Below are 14990 nucleotides of genomic sequence, written 5' to 3'. Positions count from 1 at the left end.
GCAAATCAGGCGGCAGCCGGTTCAGGCGGGGTCAGCACACGGCGTAGCGCAATCGCGGCCAGCACGCCTAGCGTCGCGATCGCGCCGTTGCCTGCCCAGAACGCGGCGGCGCCCCAGCTTTCATAGAACCGGGCCAGCCAGCCGGCGGTGAGATTGGCGGCAAACAGTCCGGCATAGACAGTGCCGATCAGCGTGGCGGTGAGATGCGGCGGCGCCGCGCGTGCCACGGCCGCCAGCAGCACCGGCATGACGAAGAGATAGGCCGAAGAGGCGAGCAGGAAATAGCCGAAGCCAAGCAGCGGCGGCAGCGCATGGGCCTGGGGAAAGATGTGCGCCAGCACGGCCAGCAGCCCGTCGGCCAGGGCCAGCATCGCGCAGCCGATCCCGATCCGCGCCGCTGCGCCAGGCAGGCGGCCGGCGCGGGTCTGCCGCGCCCACAGGGCCAGGACGAGCGGCGTGGCCAGCACGGTGATCAGCCCGTCGCTGGCCAGATACCATGCCACAGGTATCTCCAGCCCCAGGATGTGGCGGTCGGCGGCATGGTCGATCCACAGCGGATAGACGTTGAAGCTCTGCCCCACGGGAATGTTGTAGAACAGGCTCAGCGCGATCAGGCCGAGCAGCGGGGCGACGCGCCCGGTTTCGGCCGGGCTGCCATCGTGCGCCGCCGTCGCGGCAAGCACGCCGTCAGGACCATCGGCCGGCAGGTGGCGCCAACCGGCGACATAGACGGCCATGCCCACCAGCATGCCCACCCCGGCGCAGGCAAAGCCCACATGCCAGCCGCCATCCTGCCCCAGGAAGCCGCAGACCAGCGGGCCGGCAAAGGCGCCGATGTTGATGCCCAGGTTGAACCACAGGAACGCCTGGTCGCGGCGCTCGTCCGCCGGGGCATAGAGCCGGCCCACTTGCGTGGCGATATTGCCCTTGAGGCAGCCCGAGCCAATGATCAGCAGGCCCAGCGCGACCAGAAAGCCCGGCGCGAACGCCAGCAGCAGGTGCCCGGCGGCCATCAACCCCGCGCCCAGCAGGACCGTGCGTCGCCCGCCCAGCACACGATCGCCGATCAGTCCGCCGACCAGCGGGGTGAGATAGACCAGCCCGGCGTAAAGCCCGAAGACCTGCGACGCAAAGGCCTGATCCGACATCGGCCCGAGCACGCCGGTGAGCAGGGCGCGCAGCCCCGCCAGGCCCAGAACCCGCCCGCCACTGCCCGCCCGCGGCAGCAATTGCGTGGTCATGTAAAGCATGAGCAGCGCCTGCATCCCGTAGAACGAAAAGCGCTCCCAGGTTTCGGTGGCGGCCAGCACGGCCAGGCCACGCGGATGGCGCCCGGTGGTCATGGGCGCCCACCAACGGACAGCAGGGAAGCGGCAGGCCGATTCGAACGGAACGGTGGGCAAAAGTGCATATATGGTATTTTGTATAATTTTTGCGAGCTGTCCATGGCCAAGCGTTCACGCGCCACCACGCCATGCCGCAAACGCATGGCGGCAGACTGTTCTGGCGCGGCGATGTTCAGGATTTCTCGAAGCGAAACACTGGAGAGACAATTCTCGATCCAGCCACAATCTCTTGATTTTCAGGAGATCATGGTGGGCGCGACAGGGATTGAACCTGTGACCCCACCCGTGTGAAGGGGAATGGCGATTTCGCGTAAGTGACTTGAAATTACGCGATAAAATCGGACCTCCAAAATTGCCGTGTACGAGCTTTGTACGAGGGTCTCATTTGTACGCTCTGCCTGCGTACGCCGAGGCTCTCTGTGCAAGGTTGCTAGCAGACATTGCGCACCGCGTCTTGCCTAAACATGATCCGGGTGAGGGGGCGCCGCCAGGCCAGCAAAAAACCGCTGGAAGGGCGGCAACCCTTCGCAGCGGCTGTTGGAATAGCTGTGCGGCTATGGCGGAATCCTATCGCTCCCGAGACTCGGTGGCAAGCGCCATTGATGGGGGAGGGGCGCCATGAGCACCACCCTTTCCCATAGGGGGCTGCCGTCAGGCGTCGGCCGGTTCGACCTGTTGCGTCTGTTCGAACAGGTGGCGCGGCCGGGTTTTGGCCTGTCGTCCACGGCTGTGGCGCTGGTCCGGCACTACGTCCTCAAGACCATGGATGGCGATTATCTGTCGGGCCGTATTTGCGCGGTCTGGACGCAGGCCTGTCGCTTCGCAGAGGCCTTGGGCCTGACACCTCGCTCGGTCAATTCGGCCGAGCGGGAGTTGGAAAAAGCAGGCTTCATCGTCCGCAATGCTGGGATCAATGGCGAGCGCGCTGGCGACCGGCAAGATGGGATCGTGGTCTGGGCCGCAGGCATCAATCTGGCCCCGCTGGTCGAGCGCTTTGCCGAGATGCAAGCCAAGGCCGAGGCGCTGGAGTTGCAAGCCTGCGCCATCCAGCAATGTCGCGCCGAGATCCGGCAGTTGGGCCAGCGCATACGCGAGGCTGGCGATGATGATCTGCGCGAGCGGGCCGAAACTATCCTGCCCGATGGGCGCACGGCGCGGATCAACAACATCGACCGCCTGATCGCCATCCGCGAGGCCTTGTCCGCCATGCTCGCTGCCGTTGAATTTGTGCCCGATCCTGAGCGCCGTGCACTGAAAACTTCCGACGCGCCGGAAGAAAACTGCGCACCCAATATACAGGACAAAAATTCATCACGAAGGCGTACCGCGCCGGCCCGCGATCCGCTCGATCGCATCCGGCCCGCAACTGCGCTGGTGGTGGCCACCGAGAGCTATCGCGGCATCGTCGAGGCGCTGGGAGGGCCGACATGGCCTAACCTTGTTGAGGCGTCGTGGCGCAGTTGCGGTCGGCTTGGCATCGCCCAGAGCACCTGGGGCAGAGCTTGCCAGCAGTTTGGTCGGGAACGGGCAGCGCTCAGCGTGCTGCTGATCGACAGGAATGCCGAATTGCCGCTGGGACATCGCTATCGAGTGGGCTCACCGGCGAGGTGTTTGGCGGGCATGGTGCGAAAATCGGGCTCGGCAGGGATGAACCTCGCAGGACTGTTCCGGGCCACCGAACGCATCGCTCAGCAGGTGCCGCCGCAAGCCTCTGCGCCTGAGCCCCCCATCGAGCAGCAGGCTGGCCCGCTGGCCAATCTGACCGCGAAGCTGCTGGCCAACATGGAGCGGCGCATCACACCTGACGGGTGATGCTGTCCTGCAATTCACCTGTCCAAACGTCCACACACTCACAAGCCCACACGTCCACATATGAACGGGCAAGGAAATCTCCATGACCATCATCGCCATCGTCAGCCAGAAGGGCGGCTCGGGCAAAACCACGCTGTCGGTAAATCTCGCAGCCGCTGCGGAAGCCTCTGGAGCCATCGCGCTCATCATCGACACCGACCCGCAGGCGACCGCCAGTCAGTGGGGCGCTTGGCGCGCCGACAAGGCGCCAGAGGTGATCGATAGTGCGCCGCCGCGCATCCAGGCCAAGGTTGAGGCAGCCAAGGCGCAAGGCGCTACCTTCATCGTGATCGACACGCCGCCCCATGCCGATAGCGCAGCCAGCAGGGCTGTGGAGGTGGCTGATCTGGTGCTGATCCCCTGCCGCCCCAGCGCCTTCGATCTCGCGGCGATCAAGACCACCGTCAGCCTCGTGCACCTATTCGACAAGCCAGCCTATGTGGTGTTCACTGCTGGCCCGCCCTATGCGCCGCGCATGTATGAGGAGGCCGCAGAACTGGTGCAGGGCTTCGGGATCGAGGCTTGCCCGCATATACTGCCGGATCGTGCGGCTTATCGCCATGCTAGCGCTGCGGGTGCCTCGGTCATCGAGTTCGAGCCCGAAGGCAAGGCTGCCGCCGAGATCAACGCACTTCACTCGTGGACCATCGCGCATGTGAACACGTTCACAACCGCACATGAGGGAGTGTGAACTGATGAGCCGCTTTGCCAATCTTGCCGACAAGCCCAAGGCGAGTCCCAAATCGCAACCTGAGTCTGCAATGCTCGGCAATGAAGATGGCGCTAACGCAACAGCGTCGCCCCGCACCACGCCCAGATCGAACAGCCGTGCTGGGCGTAAGGCCATCGCCGCGTACTTCTCTCCCGAGATGTCTCTCGCCATGCACGTCTGCGCCCGTAAGCATGGCCTTAGCCTTCAGGAACTCATGGCAGAGGCTTTCGATGATGTCCTTCGCAAATATGGACAAAGTCCCGTGGGTAAATGACCATCATCGGGGACAAACCTGCCTTTCACGATTTGGATGCTGAAAGTCGGCTTTCGGCAGAAGCGGATGGCCGAGGAGTTTACGATCCTGCAAGGGGAGCGCTAACGGGCAGTTTGGGCCGCCAAATGGCCGCCCGCTAGAAGTCGGTCAGTCTAATCATGCGGCCGCCGCCTTGATTGACGGATCTATCAATAGCGAAGACGCACGCCGGCCTCGAACCTTTGGCGGTAGAATTCCCGTTGGACAATCCGGTTCGCGAAGCCCTCGTAGTAGCGGAGCGGCGGGTTGTTCCGGTTACCATGACTACGATGGCCGCCATTCTGACCCTGACGCCGCTGGCGCTGGCCATCGGCCAAGGCTCGGGGATCCAGCAACCGCTCGACATCGTCATCATCGCAGGACTGCTGCTGCAATATCCGCTCGTCCTGCTCGCGATGCCGCCCCTGGTGCGCCTCACCGCGTCGCGTCCTGCGCTACAACCCACAGTCACCTGACCGCGACCGTACCACCGGGCGTAAATCGCCTTCGCGCGTTCGCGATCAGGTGCCCGGCGTCGACGGAGGCAACGCGGTGGCGCGGCGTTCCTTCGGGTGTCATGTCCGCCTTGTGGAGCACGTCGCCACGGCGCCAATAGATCTCGTAATATCGCTCGTCCCCCCGCACTTCTTCGATCATGACGATGGCCCCCGCAGCTTCGATGCTCGGCAGAACGGCAGCGACTGCGGCGGGCAGTTCGGATCGCGAAACCACTCGCTCGATCACCAGTCCGCCATGCTCCTCGCGCTCAACGGCGAACTGTCGCAGACCGCCCCAGTAGAGCTGAAGTTCGTGCTCGTCCCCAGGCGCCACGTACGAGACCCAAGCGCGATGGATCGCCATGATCTTGCTGCCCGACAGGCTGAACATCGCAACGCCTGATGCCACCATCGCAAGCAGCCCAGCGCGTCGGAAAATGCTCTCGTGCATCAACGACAGAAGACGGCGGGAGGCGAACGATGCGGCAAGCGCTGCAACCGCGACGAGCGCGCCCGCAATCAACGCCGATCGCGGCAGCAAGCCGAACGCCGCATAGAGCCCGATCTTCAGAAGGTGCAGCAGCACCTCGTTACTCGCGCGCGTCGCGACGATCTCCTCCTTGCCAAGTCCCATGCGGTAATAGGCGCTATTGAACACAACCCCGACGGCTCCGGTGAAGCCGGATAGCAAGCCTGCCGCGGCGCCCAGCCAGGGCAACCGACCGAGGGACAGCGGCTTCTCCGTTCCAGGCGGAGGTGTCCGTCGAAATAGCGATGGGAGGTTGAGCAGCAGAAAGCAGCCCAGCAGAAACTCGACGTAGACCGGTTCGAAGCGCGTTAGTAGCCACGCACCTAATGCCGCACCAGGCAAGGCTGTCGGCACAAAGCGGCGAACGACGTCCCATCGAATACTTGGCCACAGCAGCGAGATGCGGGAGACCGAACTCACCGCCGTGCCGATGGAGAGGGCACCGGGGATAGATGCCACCGGCAGGATCAACCTCAGGAGAGGCACGAGAACGAGGCCAGCGCCGCCACCCGCGACTGCACTGACGACAAAGGCGAGGAAGGCGGCGACAAAGACGAGCGCTAGGATCATGCGGCGCTGATAGCACGAGCGTTCGACGAATCCGATGCCACCGAACGGGGAAAACCTACCGCTGCAGTTGGACCCGTGCAGTGAGGTGGTGCCGGTTTTCTGGACAGGGTGTTAAGCTACTCCCGACCTGATGGATTGGTACGGGAATGAAGACGACGAGGAAGCGCTACAGCGCGGATTTCAAGGCGGAGGTTGCGCTGGAGGCAATCCGGGGTGACCTGACGCTGGCGGAGCTGGCAGCCAAGCACGGCGTGCACCATACGATGATCGCGTCCTGGAAGCGTCAGGCCATCGTCGGGATGACGATCACCTTCTCCGGGGCCGATGACTGACGTTCACATTGGTTCTACACGCGCCTTGAGCGATAGGCTTTCAGCCCGACGACCACACGTCACAGCAAGCCACGGCCAAGACGACGCTGCGATAGGGCGACTCCCGAGCTCAGTCCGTTGGCGGCTTCTGTCAAATGCAGACGTTCGCAGCGAGTGACCTGAACGACTGGCTCTGGTCGCCAGCAGACTGGCACAACACTCGAAAGAATTTCGCCGCCATTCCAGACGTTCCGGGGCTTGGGCTGCGGTGTCGGAACAAGTCTTTCGTTCACCGCCGCCGCGAGGTGCATAAATGACGAAGGGCGGGATTGAGCGGCCGTTCCGAGGAAGGCAATTACCAGCGCGTGGCGCATCAGTTTGCCGCCATTGGTATGCAATTGCACTTCAAGAACGTCTTTTACCTTGCGGTTCAAGCGGGCATTGGGGAAACTTGGCGATAGGATCCAAAGTTTGCCATTATGGCGCCCCTTATGCTTGGGGCGACAAAAATTGGTGGCGAAAGGATCGCGTCATCGCTTCTCCCTTGGCGCGGACGATGGTGCGCGGCGATAAGGATTATGCTGTCACGGAATGGTCCCGCGCCATGGCATTTTCAACGAAAGTGGCAAAGGCGCGCGCCTTGGCACTGGCCATTCGTCCGGCTGGGAACACGGCCCACAGGTCCAGCGAGGGCAATTGCCAGCCGGTCAGCACACGGCGCACCGCGCCACTCGCCAGTTCCGGGGCAAACATCCAATCCGATGTGATCGTCAGTCCCATGTCTGCGAGCACAGCGGCGCGCAAACCTTCTGCGGCGCTCACCCTTACCCGGCCATGCACAGCTACAGACGCTTCCGCGCCATCGCGGGTGAAAGACCAGACATTGGCGAGCTGGCTGTAAATGACGACGTCGTGCTCGGCGATCTCTGCGGGGTTTTGCGGTTCGCCCGCCCGCGCAAGATAGGCTGGCGTTGCCAGAACCGAGCGGGCGCCTGTCGCCAGTTTTCGTGCGATGGCAGAGGAATCGGGCAATGCCCCCATCCGCAGCGAGACATCCACCCCTTCTGCCACCAGATCGATGATGCGATCATCAAGGATCACGTCAATCTCCAGATCGGGATGCTGTTCAAGGAAGCGGGGCAAAAGCGGCACGATATGTAGTCGGGCAAAGGTTGTGGCGGCCGATACGCGCAAGCATCCCGACAGTCCCGCCCCAGCGCCACGCGCGGCCAGTTCCGCTTCGTCGGCCTCCTGAATGGCTGCCTTGGCGCGTTCGTAGAAACGCTGACCCGCCTCGGTCGGCGTGAGCCCGTGCGTCGAGCGGATCAGCAGGCTAACCTGAAGGCGGGCTTCCAACTGGGCAATGGTCTTCGACACTGCGGGTTGTCCCACGTTGAGCTGACGCGCCGCGGCTGAAAACGAGCCGGTCTCCACCACCCGCACGAGTGTCGACATTGCCTGATAGCGGTCCATTTCGGCGCCTTTCCTATTCCTCATGGGAATGAACATTATCGCCTCAAGCGGTCTGCTCTGTCGAGGGGCAATGAGGCATTTCCTGTTCACGCCACCGGATGGGCCGGAGGCGAGCAGGAGGTGCCAAGCGATGTTCTGGCTGATGCGTGCGCCCCACTCGCCGTCCATCCTTGGCGCACTTCACGCCTTTCAAACCACGGGCAGCCCGATCCCTGTGCTTCTCGTTCTGGCTGCACCGCTCATGGCGCGCCGCCAGCCTGCCAAAGGAGACAATCATGTTTGACGTTTATGCCTTCGCCACGCCCAACAGCATCAAGGTGCTGATCGCGCTGGAAGAGCTCGGCCTCGATTACAAGCTGCATGGGATCAACGTCCGCAAGGGGGAGCAAAAGGCGCCCGACTTCGTCGCGCTCAACCCCAATGCCAAGGTGCCCGTGCTGGTCGATGGCGATTTGGTGCTGACCGAGTCCGCCGCGATCCTGGTCTACCTAGTTGAAAAGGCCGGCGGACTGCTGCCCGCATCGGGAGAGGAACGGGCGCGCGCGTTCGAGCAACTCTTCTTTCACGCCTCTGGCCTCAGCCCGGCATTCGGCCAGTCAGGCTTTTTCCAGCGTTCCGCGGCAGAGCCACAGCCGATCGCAATCGAGCGCTTCTCGAACGAGGCCAAGCGTACCGTTGGCATCCTCGATGGCGTGCTGGCCCGGCGGCCGTTCGTGGCCGGCGATGCTTTCACCATTGCCGACATTGCCCATTTCGGTTGGCTGTGGCGCCGTGAATTCGCCCTGGTCGATCTCGACAACGCCCCCAATGTCTCGCGCTGGTATGACGACATGGCGGCCCGCCCCGCCGTCCAGCGCGCCATTGCGCGCATCAACACGCTCGTCCCGGCCGCCTGACCCTCCACTCGGGAGTTTCCTTCATGTCCAAGCTGTTTGCCCCGTTTACCGCCGGCGCCTTGTCGCTCAAGCATCGCGTCGTGATGGCGCCGCTGACCCGGATGCGCTCTGATCCCGGTGATCTCCCCAATGCCTTGATGCGCGAATATTATGAGCAGCGCGCCTCTGATGGCGGCCTGATTGTGTCCGAAGCCACGCCTGTCATGCGCCAAGGCTATGGCTATGCCGGAGCGCCTGGCATTTACGATGATGCGCAGATCGAGGGCTGGCGGGCGATCACCGATGCCGTTCATGCCAAGGGCGGCCAGATCGTGATGCAACTGTGGCATGTTGGCCGCCAGTCGCATCCAGACATCCAGCCGAACGGCGAGGCCCCTGTCGCACCCTCGGCGATCGCGGCCGAAGGCTATGGCTATGCAAAGCATGGGCCGGTGCCCTTTTCGACACCGCGAGCGCTGGAGCGGCACGAAATCCCGGCGATCATTGCCGCGTTTGGCGCCGGCGCCGCACGTGCCAAGGCTGCGGGTTTTGACGGTGTCGAGATCCACGGCGCCAATGGCTATCTGCCCGACCAGTTCCTGCAGGATGGTACCAACAAACGCACCGACGATTATGGCGGCCCGATCGAGAACCGGGTGCGCTTTCTGCTGGAAGTGACGCGGGCGGCCATTGATGTCTTCGGCGCCGAACGGGTTGGCGTGCGGCTTTCGCCGAGTGGCACCTACGGCTCAATGTCGGACAGCGATCCGCAGGCGACGTTCGGGTATGTGACGCGCCAGCTCGACGCGCTGGGCATCGCCTATCTCCATATTGTCGAGCCGCGCATCAAGGGCACCGAGCTTATCGAGGATGCCGAACCGGTCGCTGCTGAGCATCTGCGCCCGTTGTTTCACGGCACATTGATCGCGGCGGGCGGCTTTGACGGCACCAGCGCCGAGGCGATCCTTGAGGCTGGGCACGCCGACGCCGTGGCCTTTGGGCGCGACTTCATCGCCAACCCCGATCTGCCCGAACGCCTTCGGCACCATCTCCCGCTCACGCCTTACGACCGCGAGACTTTCTACGGTGGCGATGCGCGCGGCTACACCGACTATCCCTTCTACAATTGCGCCAATGTCTGACGATCATTCCGGCAGGGAATGGGCATTAGTCGGACGACGTGACTGCCAGTCCCTGCCGGAAGGTCCCATTGTTCCCCAAGACCCCGATCCCCAAGACCCGGATCCAAGGAGACTTCCCATGACACTGCAAGCCAAACTCGATGCTTTCAAGGCCGACTTCCAGGCGGGCAAGCCGCCCTACAACGTGCCGCCCGAAGTGATCCAGACAATGCACCGCGCCACGGCCGAGCTGATCGCCAGCGGCGCTGCGGCCCGCGCGCTCAAGGCGGGTGAGAAGGCGCCCGCCTTCACCCTCAACGATCCCGATGGTCAGCCCGTTTCTTCGGCGGATTTGCTGGCCAAGGGGCCGCTGGTGGTGAGCTTTTACCGCGGCGTGTGGTGCCCCTATTGCAACATGGAACTGCAGGCCTTGCAGGCCACGTTGCCCGAATTTGCCAAGCTGGGTGCCAGCCTGGTGGCGATCTCGCCGCAGACCGCGGTGAACAGCCGCAAGTCGGTGCGCCAGAATGAGCTGGGCTTCCCCATCCTGTCGGACACCCACAATGATGTCGCCGCCGCTTTCGGGCTGCGCTTCGAGCTGCCGGACTATCTGGTCGAGCTTTACAAGAGCCTGAAGAACGACCTGCCCGCCTTCAACGGCGATGCCAGCTGGACGCTGCCGATGCCCGCCCGCTATGTCATCGGCCAGGATGGCACGATCCTCTATGCCGAGGTGAACCCGGATTACACCCGCCGGCCTGAGCCTGAGGACATGCTGCCAGCGCTGCGCCGCGCCGCGCATGCCGCTGCCTGATCCCTCCGCCCCGGCCAGTCCGCCCGGCCGGGGCATTTGCAAAGTATCGATCCATGCCAAAAACCTTTCTCATCACCGGCGCCAGCAAGGGTATCGGCCTTGCTCTTTCGCAGCGCCTCGCCCGCAGTGGGCATCATGTCATCGGCCTGGCCCGCCATGCCACCGGCACGTTTCCGGGCACGTTGGTGCCTGTCGATCTGGCCAATGCCGATGCGACGCAGGGCGTCTTGCACGATCTGGCGGCACGTTTTGCCATCGATGGCGTGGTCAACAATGTCGGGCTGGTGGGCGCACAGTCACTGGCGTCCGTCACGCTACCGATGCTTGACGAGGTGATGCAGGTCAACCTCCACCCGGCGGTGCAAGCCGTGCAGGCGCTGTTGCCGGGCATGGTCGAGCGCGGCTGGGGGCGCGTGGTCAACATCACCAGCCTGACCGTGTTGGGCGCGGTGCAGCGCACGGCCTATGCGGCGGCCAAGGCGGCGCTGGTCAGCTTTACCCGCAGTTGGGCGTTGGAGCTGGCAACAACGGGGATCACCGTGAACGCTGTCTCGCCGGGGCCGACCGAGACCGAGCTCTTCCGCGCCAACAACGCGCCCGGCAGCGAAGGTGAGCGCCGCTACCTCTCTGCCGTGCCGATGGGCCGGTTTGGCCAGCCCGAAGAGATTGCCGCAGCGATTGCCTTCCTGCTGTCAGACGAGGCCGGGTTCATCACAGGCCAGACCCTGAATGTCGATGGTGGTGCCTCGGTGGGCAAGGCTGCGTTTTAGGCGGCGGGAACGGGTTCGCCCGATGCGGCGTCGATCGAGCCCAGCAGTTTGAGGCACCATTGCGAAAAGGCCGCAACCCGGGCGGACCTGTGATGGCGCATCGGGTAAATCGCGTAGAGCGGAAAGGTCTCATCGCGCCAGTCGGGAAACAGTTCAACCAGCCTGCCTTGTGAAAGCAAGGCGCCACTGCCCAGTTGCATGATCTGGGCGATGCCGACGCCCTCGCAACAGGCGTCGGTCATCGTCGCCACATCACTCACCATCAGCCTTGCGGATTGGCGCACCGGCACGATCTCCTTGCCCCTGCGAAACTCCCAGTCAAAGGCGCGGCCGGTCAGGGGATCGCGATAATCGATGCAGTCATGTTGGGCGAGGTCTGTGGGATGCAGCGGCCTTCCACGGGCCGCAAGATAGGCGGGCGATGCCACGGTAAGGATGCGCGTTTCGAGCAGCTTGCGCGCCGTGAAGCCCGCGACCTGAGGTTCGCCGAAGCGAAGCGCCAGGTCAAACCCATCGGCGACGAGATCGCCGACATGATCACGCATGACGAGTTCCAGCCGCACCTCGGGATAGGCGGCAAGAAAGCTGCCAAGTTCCTTCGCCAGCACCAGTCGCGAGAAAAAGGGATCGACATTGACGCGCAGGCGGCCCCGCACGGCATGCGCGCTGCCTGCGGCCTCCTGCGCGGCGTGGGCAATGCCATCGAGATGCGGGCCCACGCGATCACAAAACCGTCTGCCCTCGTCGGTAAGCCGCAAGGTCCGCGTGGTGCGGTCGAGCAGCCTGACGCCCATGCGCGCCTCAAGCCGCTGGATTGCGCGGCCCACGCCCGACTGGGTCAGCCCCAACGTTTGCGCGGCGCGGGTCATGGTCCCGGCCTCCACCACTGCCATCAGCACGGTGACACCTGACAGCAGGCGCGCATCGTAAAGCAATCTGCATGACTCCTGATCCGGAATGTTATGACAAATCGGCTTTATAGTCCGACGTCGTAAAGTGCCATAGGTGTCCTCCATGAATCCTGGAGGTTGTGATGACAAAGATTTCAACGGTGCTGGTGATGGGCGCTTCGCGTGGGCTTGGCCTTGCCTTGGCGGAGGAATGGCTGAAGCGGGGCTGGCACGTCATCGCCACCGCGCGCAGCGGCTCGGCAGGACTGGACGGCTTGGCTGCGCGCTTTCCTGCCAGTCTCGACATCGAGACGGTGGACATCGACCAGTCTGCCGGGGTGCATGCGCTGCGCCAACGTCTCGCTGGCCGGGCCATCGACGTTCTGTTCATCAATGCTGGCATTGCCAGGGCCATTGCGGAAAGCCCGGCCACCGCGTCAGAGCAGGATTTCCTTGCCATGATGCTGACCAACGCCTTGGCACCCGTGCGCGCGGCCGAACTGATGGGCGATCTGGTGCCAAAGGGTGGCACGGTTGCCATCATGACCTCGGAGCTGGCCAGCATCACCCATGCAACGGGCGGCTGGCAGCTCTACTCTGCCAGCAAGGCGGCGCTCAACATGCTGATGAAGGGCTATGCCGCCAAACATGCCGGGGATGGCCATGCGTTGCTGCTGGTCGCGCCGGGCTGGGTGCGCACAGAGATGGGAGGCGAGGATGCGCTGCTTTCGATAGAGGAGAGCATTCCCCATGTCGTGGACATGGTCGAAGCAAATCGGGGCAAGCCCGGCCTTCGTTTTGTAGATCGGTTCAACCGATCCTTGCCGTGGTAAAAATTGACGCCCGGCGGCCTTGGCCACCGGGCGCCGAGATGGGGCGGTCGTTCAACGGTTGGGGAGTGTGCGCCCCAGGAAGTCGCGGATCAGCGGGACGATTTCGTCGCTGCGGTCTTCGAGGGCAAAGTGACCGGAATCGATCAGGTGCAGTTCGGCCTGCGGGTTATCGCGCAAGTAGGCCTTGGCGCCATCGGCCGGGAAGATCACGTCATTGGCACCCCACACGATCAGCGTCGGTGGCTTGCGCGTGCGGAAGAACTGCTGGAATTGCGGGTAGAGCGCGACATTGTTGCGGTAATCATAGAACAGGTCGAGCTGGATCTCGTCATTGCCGGGGCGGTCAAGCAGCGCCTGATCGTGGGCCCAGGTGTCGGGATCGACGCGGCTCTCGTCCTTGGAGCCATTCACATATTGCCACTTGGTCAGCTCTGGCGTCAGCACTTTGCGCAGCGCGTTGCGGTTGGCGGGGGTCGGATTGGCCCACAACGCTTCGACCGGCTTCCAGAAGTCCTGAATGCCATCCTTGTAGGCGTTGCCATTCTGCACGATGAGCCCGGTCACGCGCTCAGGGTGGCGCAGCGCCAGACGCAGGCCAACCGGTGCGCCGTAGTCCTGAATGTAGATGGTGTAGCTGTTCACACCGATCTGGCCGAGCAAGGCATCGGTGACGTCGGTCAGATGCGCAAACGTATAGGCGAACTTTGTGTGATCCGGCGCGCTGGAATTGCCAAAACCGGGATAATCGGGCGCGATCACATGATAGCGGTCGGCAAGCGCAAGGATCAGGTTGCGGTATTGGAAGGATGAGCTGGGAAAGCCGTGCAGCAGCAGGACGGTGGGTGCATCCTTCGGGCCCGCCTCGCGATAGAAGACATCAAGGCCCTCGACCTTGGCGGTACGATAGTGGACGGCTGAAGCGGCGGGGAGCGCGGCGATTGTGCTGGCCGGGGCGGCCTGGCTGGCGGTGGGCACCGCCATGGCAATGGCTGCGGCGCAGACCGCGCGAAGAAAGTTTGCTTGGTACATGTTGGGCTCCTGTCGACAAATGGTGGCGATGGCTCCTTCTCTCTCATTCCCACCTCGTCGATAATCGTGAAATAATTCACTTCATTATTGCCATTTTGGCTGATAGTCCTAGCAGGCCGAAGGGAGTGCGCAATGGACCGGCTGAAAACCCTGCAAACCTTTGTCTGCGTTGCCGAACATGCCAGCTTTGCCGAAGCGGGGCGGCGGCTCAACATGTCGCCCACCACCGTGACCCGCAGCATTGCCGCTCTTGAGGCCAGCCTTGGCGTATCCCTGCTGATGCGCACCACACGCAGCGTTCGGTTGACCGAGGAGGGGGCAGCCTTTCTCGACCGCGCCCGCGCAGGGTTGGCCGAGATCGATGGCGCTTTCGAAACAGCCCGTGGCAGCCGCCTTGCCCCGCGTGGCACACTGACGGTGACGGCGCCGGTGATGTTCGGGCGGCTGCATATTCTTCCCGTCGTTGCGGAACTGCTTGGCCGTTATCCCGATCTGCACATCAGGCTGCTGCTGCTCGATCGCATGGTGCGCATGGTCGAGGAGGGCGTCGACATCGCGGTACGCATTGCCGATCTGCGTGACAGTGCGCTCCACATGCAGCGCATCGGCGAAGTGCGGCGGGTGCTCAGTGCGAGCCCGGCCTATGTGCAGGCGCATGGCATGCCAGGCGGTCTGGCCGATCTGCGCCGTCACCATCTGATCGTCCTGGAAGACGAACTTGGGCCGCAGCGCGGCTGGGGGATTGAGACCGGGGGCAAAGGCCGGTTGCCGCGCCTGTCGGTCAACAATGTCGATGCGGCGATTGCCGCCGCAGTGGCAGGGCTTGGGATTGTGCGGACACTGTCCTATCAGGTGGCCGATCACCTTGCTTCTGGCCGTCTGATCCCGGTGCCGGATGGCGATCACGCGCCGGCAGTGCCGGTCTCGCTGCTGTTCCAGAGCGGCCGCAAGGATCAGCCGAACATTCGCGCCTTTATCGATGTCGCACAGCGGCAAATGGCAATGACCGGTATCCGCAGCGCCAGCACCTGACAGTATGCCAAACGCGAAGCCCCGGCACCGCTTGAAGACGCGGAA

Annotated in this window: 17 protein-coding genes and 1 pseudogene; 12 read left to right on the top strand and 6 right to left on the bottom strand. The window is 63.5% G+C overall.

Going from position 1 to position 14990, the window contains the following annotated elements; translation table 11 throughout:
- Window positions 1–5 precede the first annotated feature (5 nt).
- Window positions 6–1343 (bottom strand): peptide MFS transporter, encoded by a 1338-nt coding sequence (locus IE191_RS16925; protein WP_191325566.1) that lies wholly within the window; start codon window positions 1341–1343, stop codon window positions 6–8.
- A gap of 102 nt (window positions 1344–1445) precedes the next feature.
- Here IE191_RS16925 and IE191_RS16920 point away from each other — a divergent pair, with 102 nt between their 5' ends.
- The 5 genes from IE191_RS16920 to IE191_RS21370 all read left to right on the top strand — a co-directional run bounded on the left by IE191_RS16920 (window position 1446) and on the right by IE191_RS21370 (window position 4677).
- On the top strand, window positions 1446–1637 hold the full coding sequence (locus IE191_RS16920; protein WP_191325565.1) for a hypothetical protein: 192 nt from the start codon (window positions 1446–1448) through the stop codon (window positions 1635–1637).
- 327 nt (window positions 1638–1964) lie between these two features.
- Window positions 1965–3158: a helix-turn-helix domain-containing protein gene (locus IE191_RS16915; protein WP_191325564.1), complete on the top strand. Its 1194-nt coding sequence runs from the start codon at window positions 1965–1967 to the stop codon at window positions 3156–3158.
- A gap of 82 nt (window positions 3159–3240) precedes the next feature.
- On the top strand, window positions 3241–3888 hold the full coding sequence (gene parA / locus IE191_RS16910) for a ParA family partition ATPase (protein WP_191325563.1): 648 nt from the start codon (window positions 3241–3243) through the stop codon (window positions 3886–3888).
- 4 nt (window positions 3889–3892) lie between these two features.
- Window positions 3893–4183, top strand: a complete 291-nt coding sequence (locus tag IE191_RS16905; RefSeq protein WP_191325562.1) for a ribbon-helix-helix domain-containing protein — start codon at window positions 3893–3895, stop codon at window positions 4181–4183.
- A 308-nt stretch (window positions 4184–4491) separates the two neighbouring features.
- Window positions 4492–4677, top strand: a complete 186-nt coding sequence (locus IE191_RS21370) for an efflux RND transporter permease subunit (protein WP_373299319.1) — start codon at window positions 4492–4494, stop codon at window positions 4675–4677.
- On the opposite strand, the gene IE191_RS16895 is transcribed toward IE191_RS21370, so the two are convergent.
- Window positions 4670–5797 carry a sulfite exporter TauE/SafE family protein gene (locus tag IE191_RS16895; RefSeq protein WP_191325561.1) on the bottom strand — a complete coding sequence of 376 codons (1128 nt, stop codon included), beginning with the start codon at window positions 5795–5797 and terminating at the stop codon, window positions 4670–4672. The two genes, IE191_RS21370 and IE191_RS16895, sit on opposite strands and share 8 nt — an antisense overlap.
- Before the next feature lie 146 nt (window positions 5798–5943).
- On the opposite strand from IE191_RS16895, the pseudogene IE191_RS16890 reads away from it, so the two are divergent.
- Window positions 5944–6117: pseudogene (locus IE191_RS16890) on the top strand (transposase); the annotation flags it as partial.
- Between the two features lie 71 nt (window positions 6118–6188).
- Here IE191_RS16890 and IE191_RS16885 read toward each other — a convergent pair.
- The gene (locus IE191_RS16885; protein WP_191325560.1) at window positions 6189–6542 is read right to left on the bottom strand and encodes a hypothetical protein; all 354 of its coding nucleotides are present in this window, start codon (window positions 6540–6542) and stop codon (window positions 6189–6191) included.
- Window positions 6543–6684: 142 nt separating this feature from the next.
- Window positions 6685–7581, bottom strand: coding sequence for a LysR family transcriptional regulator (locus IE191_RS16880; RefSeq protein WP_191325559.1), 897 nt, complete (start codon window positions 7579–7581; stop codon window positions 6685–6687).
- Window positions 7582–7856: 275 nt separating this feature from the next.
- Between IE191_RS16880 and IE191_RS16875 the strand changes: the two genes are divergently transcribed.
- The 4 genes from IE191_RS16875 to IE191_RS16860 all read left to right on the top strand — a co-directional run bounded on the left by IE191_RS16875 (window position 7857) and on the right by IE191_RS16860 (window position 11161).
- Complete coding sequence (locus tag IE191_RS16875) at window positions 7857–8477, top strand: glutathione S-transferase family protein (protein WP_191325558.1); 621 nt, start codon at window positions 7857–7859, stop codon at window positions 8475–8477.
- A gap of 23 nt (window positions 8478–8500) precedes the next feature.
- Window positions 8501–9598 carry an alkene reductase gene (locus IE191_RS16870; protein WP_191325557.1) on the top strand — a complete coding sequence of 366 codons (1098 nt, stop codon included), beginning with the start codon at window positions 8501–8503 and terminating at the stop codon, window positions 9596–9598.
- 118 nt (window positions 9599–9716) lie between these two features.
- The gene (locus IE191_RS16865) at window positions 9717–10391 is read left to right on the top strand and encodes a peroxiredoxin-like family protein (protein ID WP_191325556.1); all 675 of its coding nucleotides are present in this window, start codon (window positions 9717–9719) and stop codon (window positions 10389–10391) included.
- A 53-nt stretch (window positions 10392–10444) separates the two neighbouring features.
- Complete coding sequence (locus IE191_RS16860) at window positions 10445–11161, top strand: SDR family oxidoreductase (protein ID WP_191325555.1); 717 nt, start codon at window positions 10445–10447, stop codon at window positions 11159–11161.
- On the opposite strand, the gene IE191_RS16855 is transcribed toward IE191_RS16860, so the two are convergent.
- Window positions 11158–12096, bottom strand: coding sequence for a LysR family transcriptional regulator (locus IE191_RS16855; protein ID WP_191325554.1), 939 nt, complete (start codon window positions 12094–12096; stop codon window positions 11158–11160). The genes IE191_RS16860 and IE191_RS16855 overlap by 4 nt on opposite strands.
- A gap of 98 nt (window positions 12097–12194) precedes the next feature.
- Here IE191_RS16855 and IE191_RS16850 point away from each other — a divergent pair, with 98 nt between their 5' ends.
- Window positions 12195–12884 carry an SDR family NAD(P)-dependent oxidoreductase gene (locus IE191_RS16850; protein ID WP_191325553.1) on the top strand — a complete coding sequence of 230 codons (690 nt, stop codon included), beginning with the start codon at window positions 12195–12197 and terminating at the stop codon, window positions 12882–12884.
- 51 nt (window positions 12885–12935) lie between these two features.
- On the opposite strand, the gene IE191_RS16845 is transcribed toward IE191_RS16850, so the two are convergent.
- Window positions 12936–13865: an alpha/beta fold hydrolase gene (locus IE191_RS16845; RefSeq protein WP_229815545.1), complete on the bottom strand. Its 930-nt coding sequence runs from the start codon at window positions 13863–13865 to the stop codon at window positions 12936–12938.
- Window positions 13866–14045: 180 nt separating this feature from the next.
- Here IE191_RS16845 and IE191_RS16840 point away from each other — a divergent pair, with 180 nt between their 5' ends.
- Window positions 14046–14945 carry a LysR family transcriptional regulator gene (locus tag IE191_RS16840; protein ID WP_191325551.1) on the top strand — a complete coding sequence of 300 codons (900 nt, stop codon included), beginning with the start codon at window positions 14046–14048 and terminating at the stop codon, window positions 14943–14945.
- Window positions 14946–14990 lie beyond the last annotated feature (45 nt).

The sequence above is a fragment of the Novosphingobium pokkalii genome, from assembly GCF_014652855.1.
Classification (GTDB): domain Bacteria; phylum Pseudomonadota; class Alphaproteobacteria; order Sphingomonadales; family Sphingomonadaceae; genus Novosphingobium; species Novosphingobium pokkalii.
The sequence above is the reverse complement of the archived record's forward strand: the minus strand, read 5'-3'. Positions and strand labels throughout refer to the sequence as shown.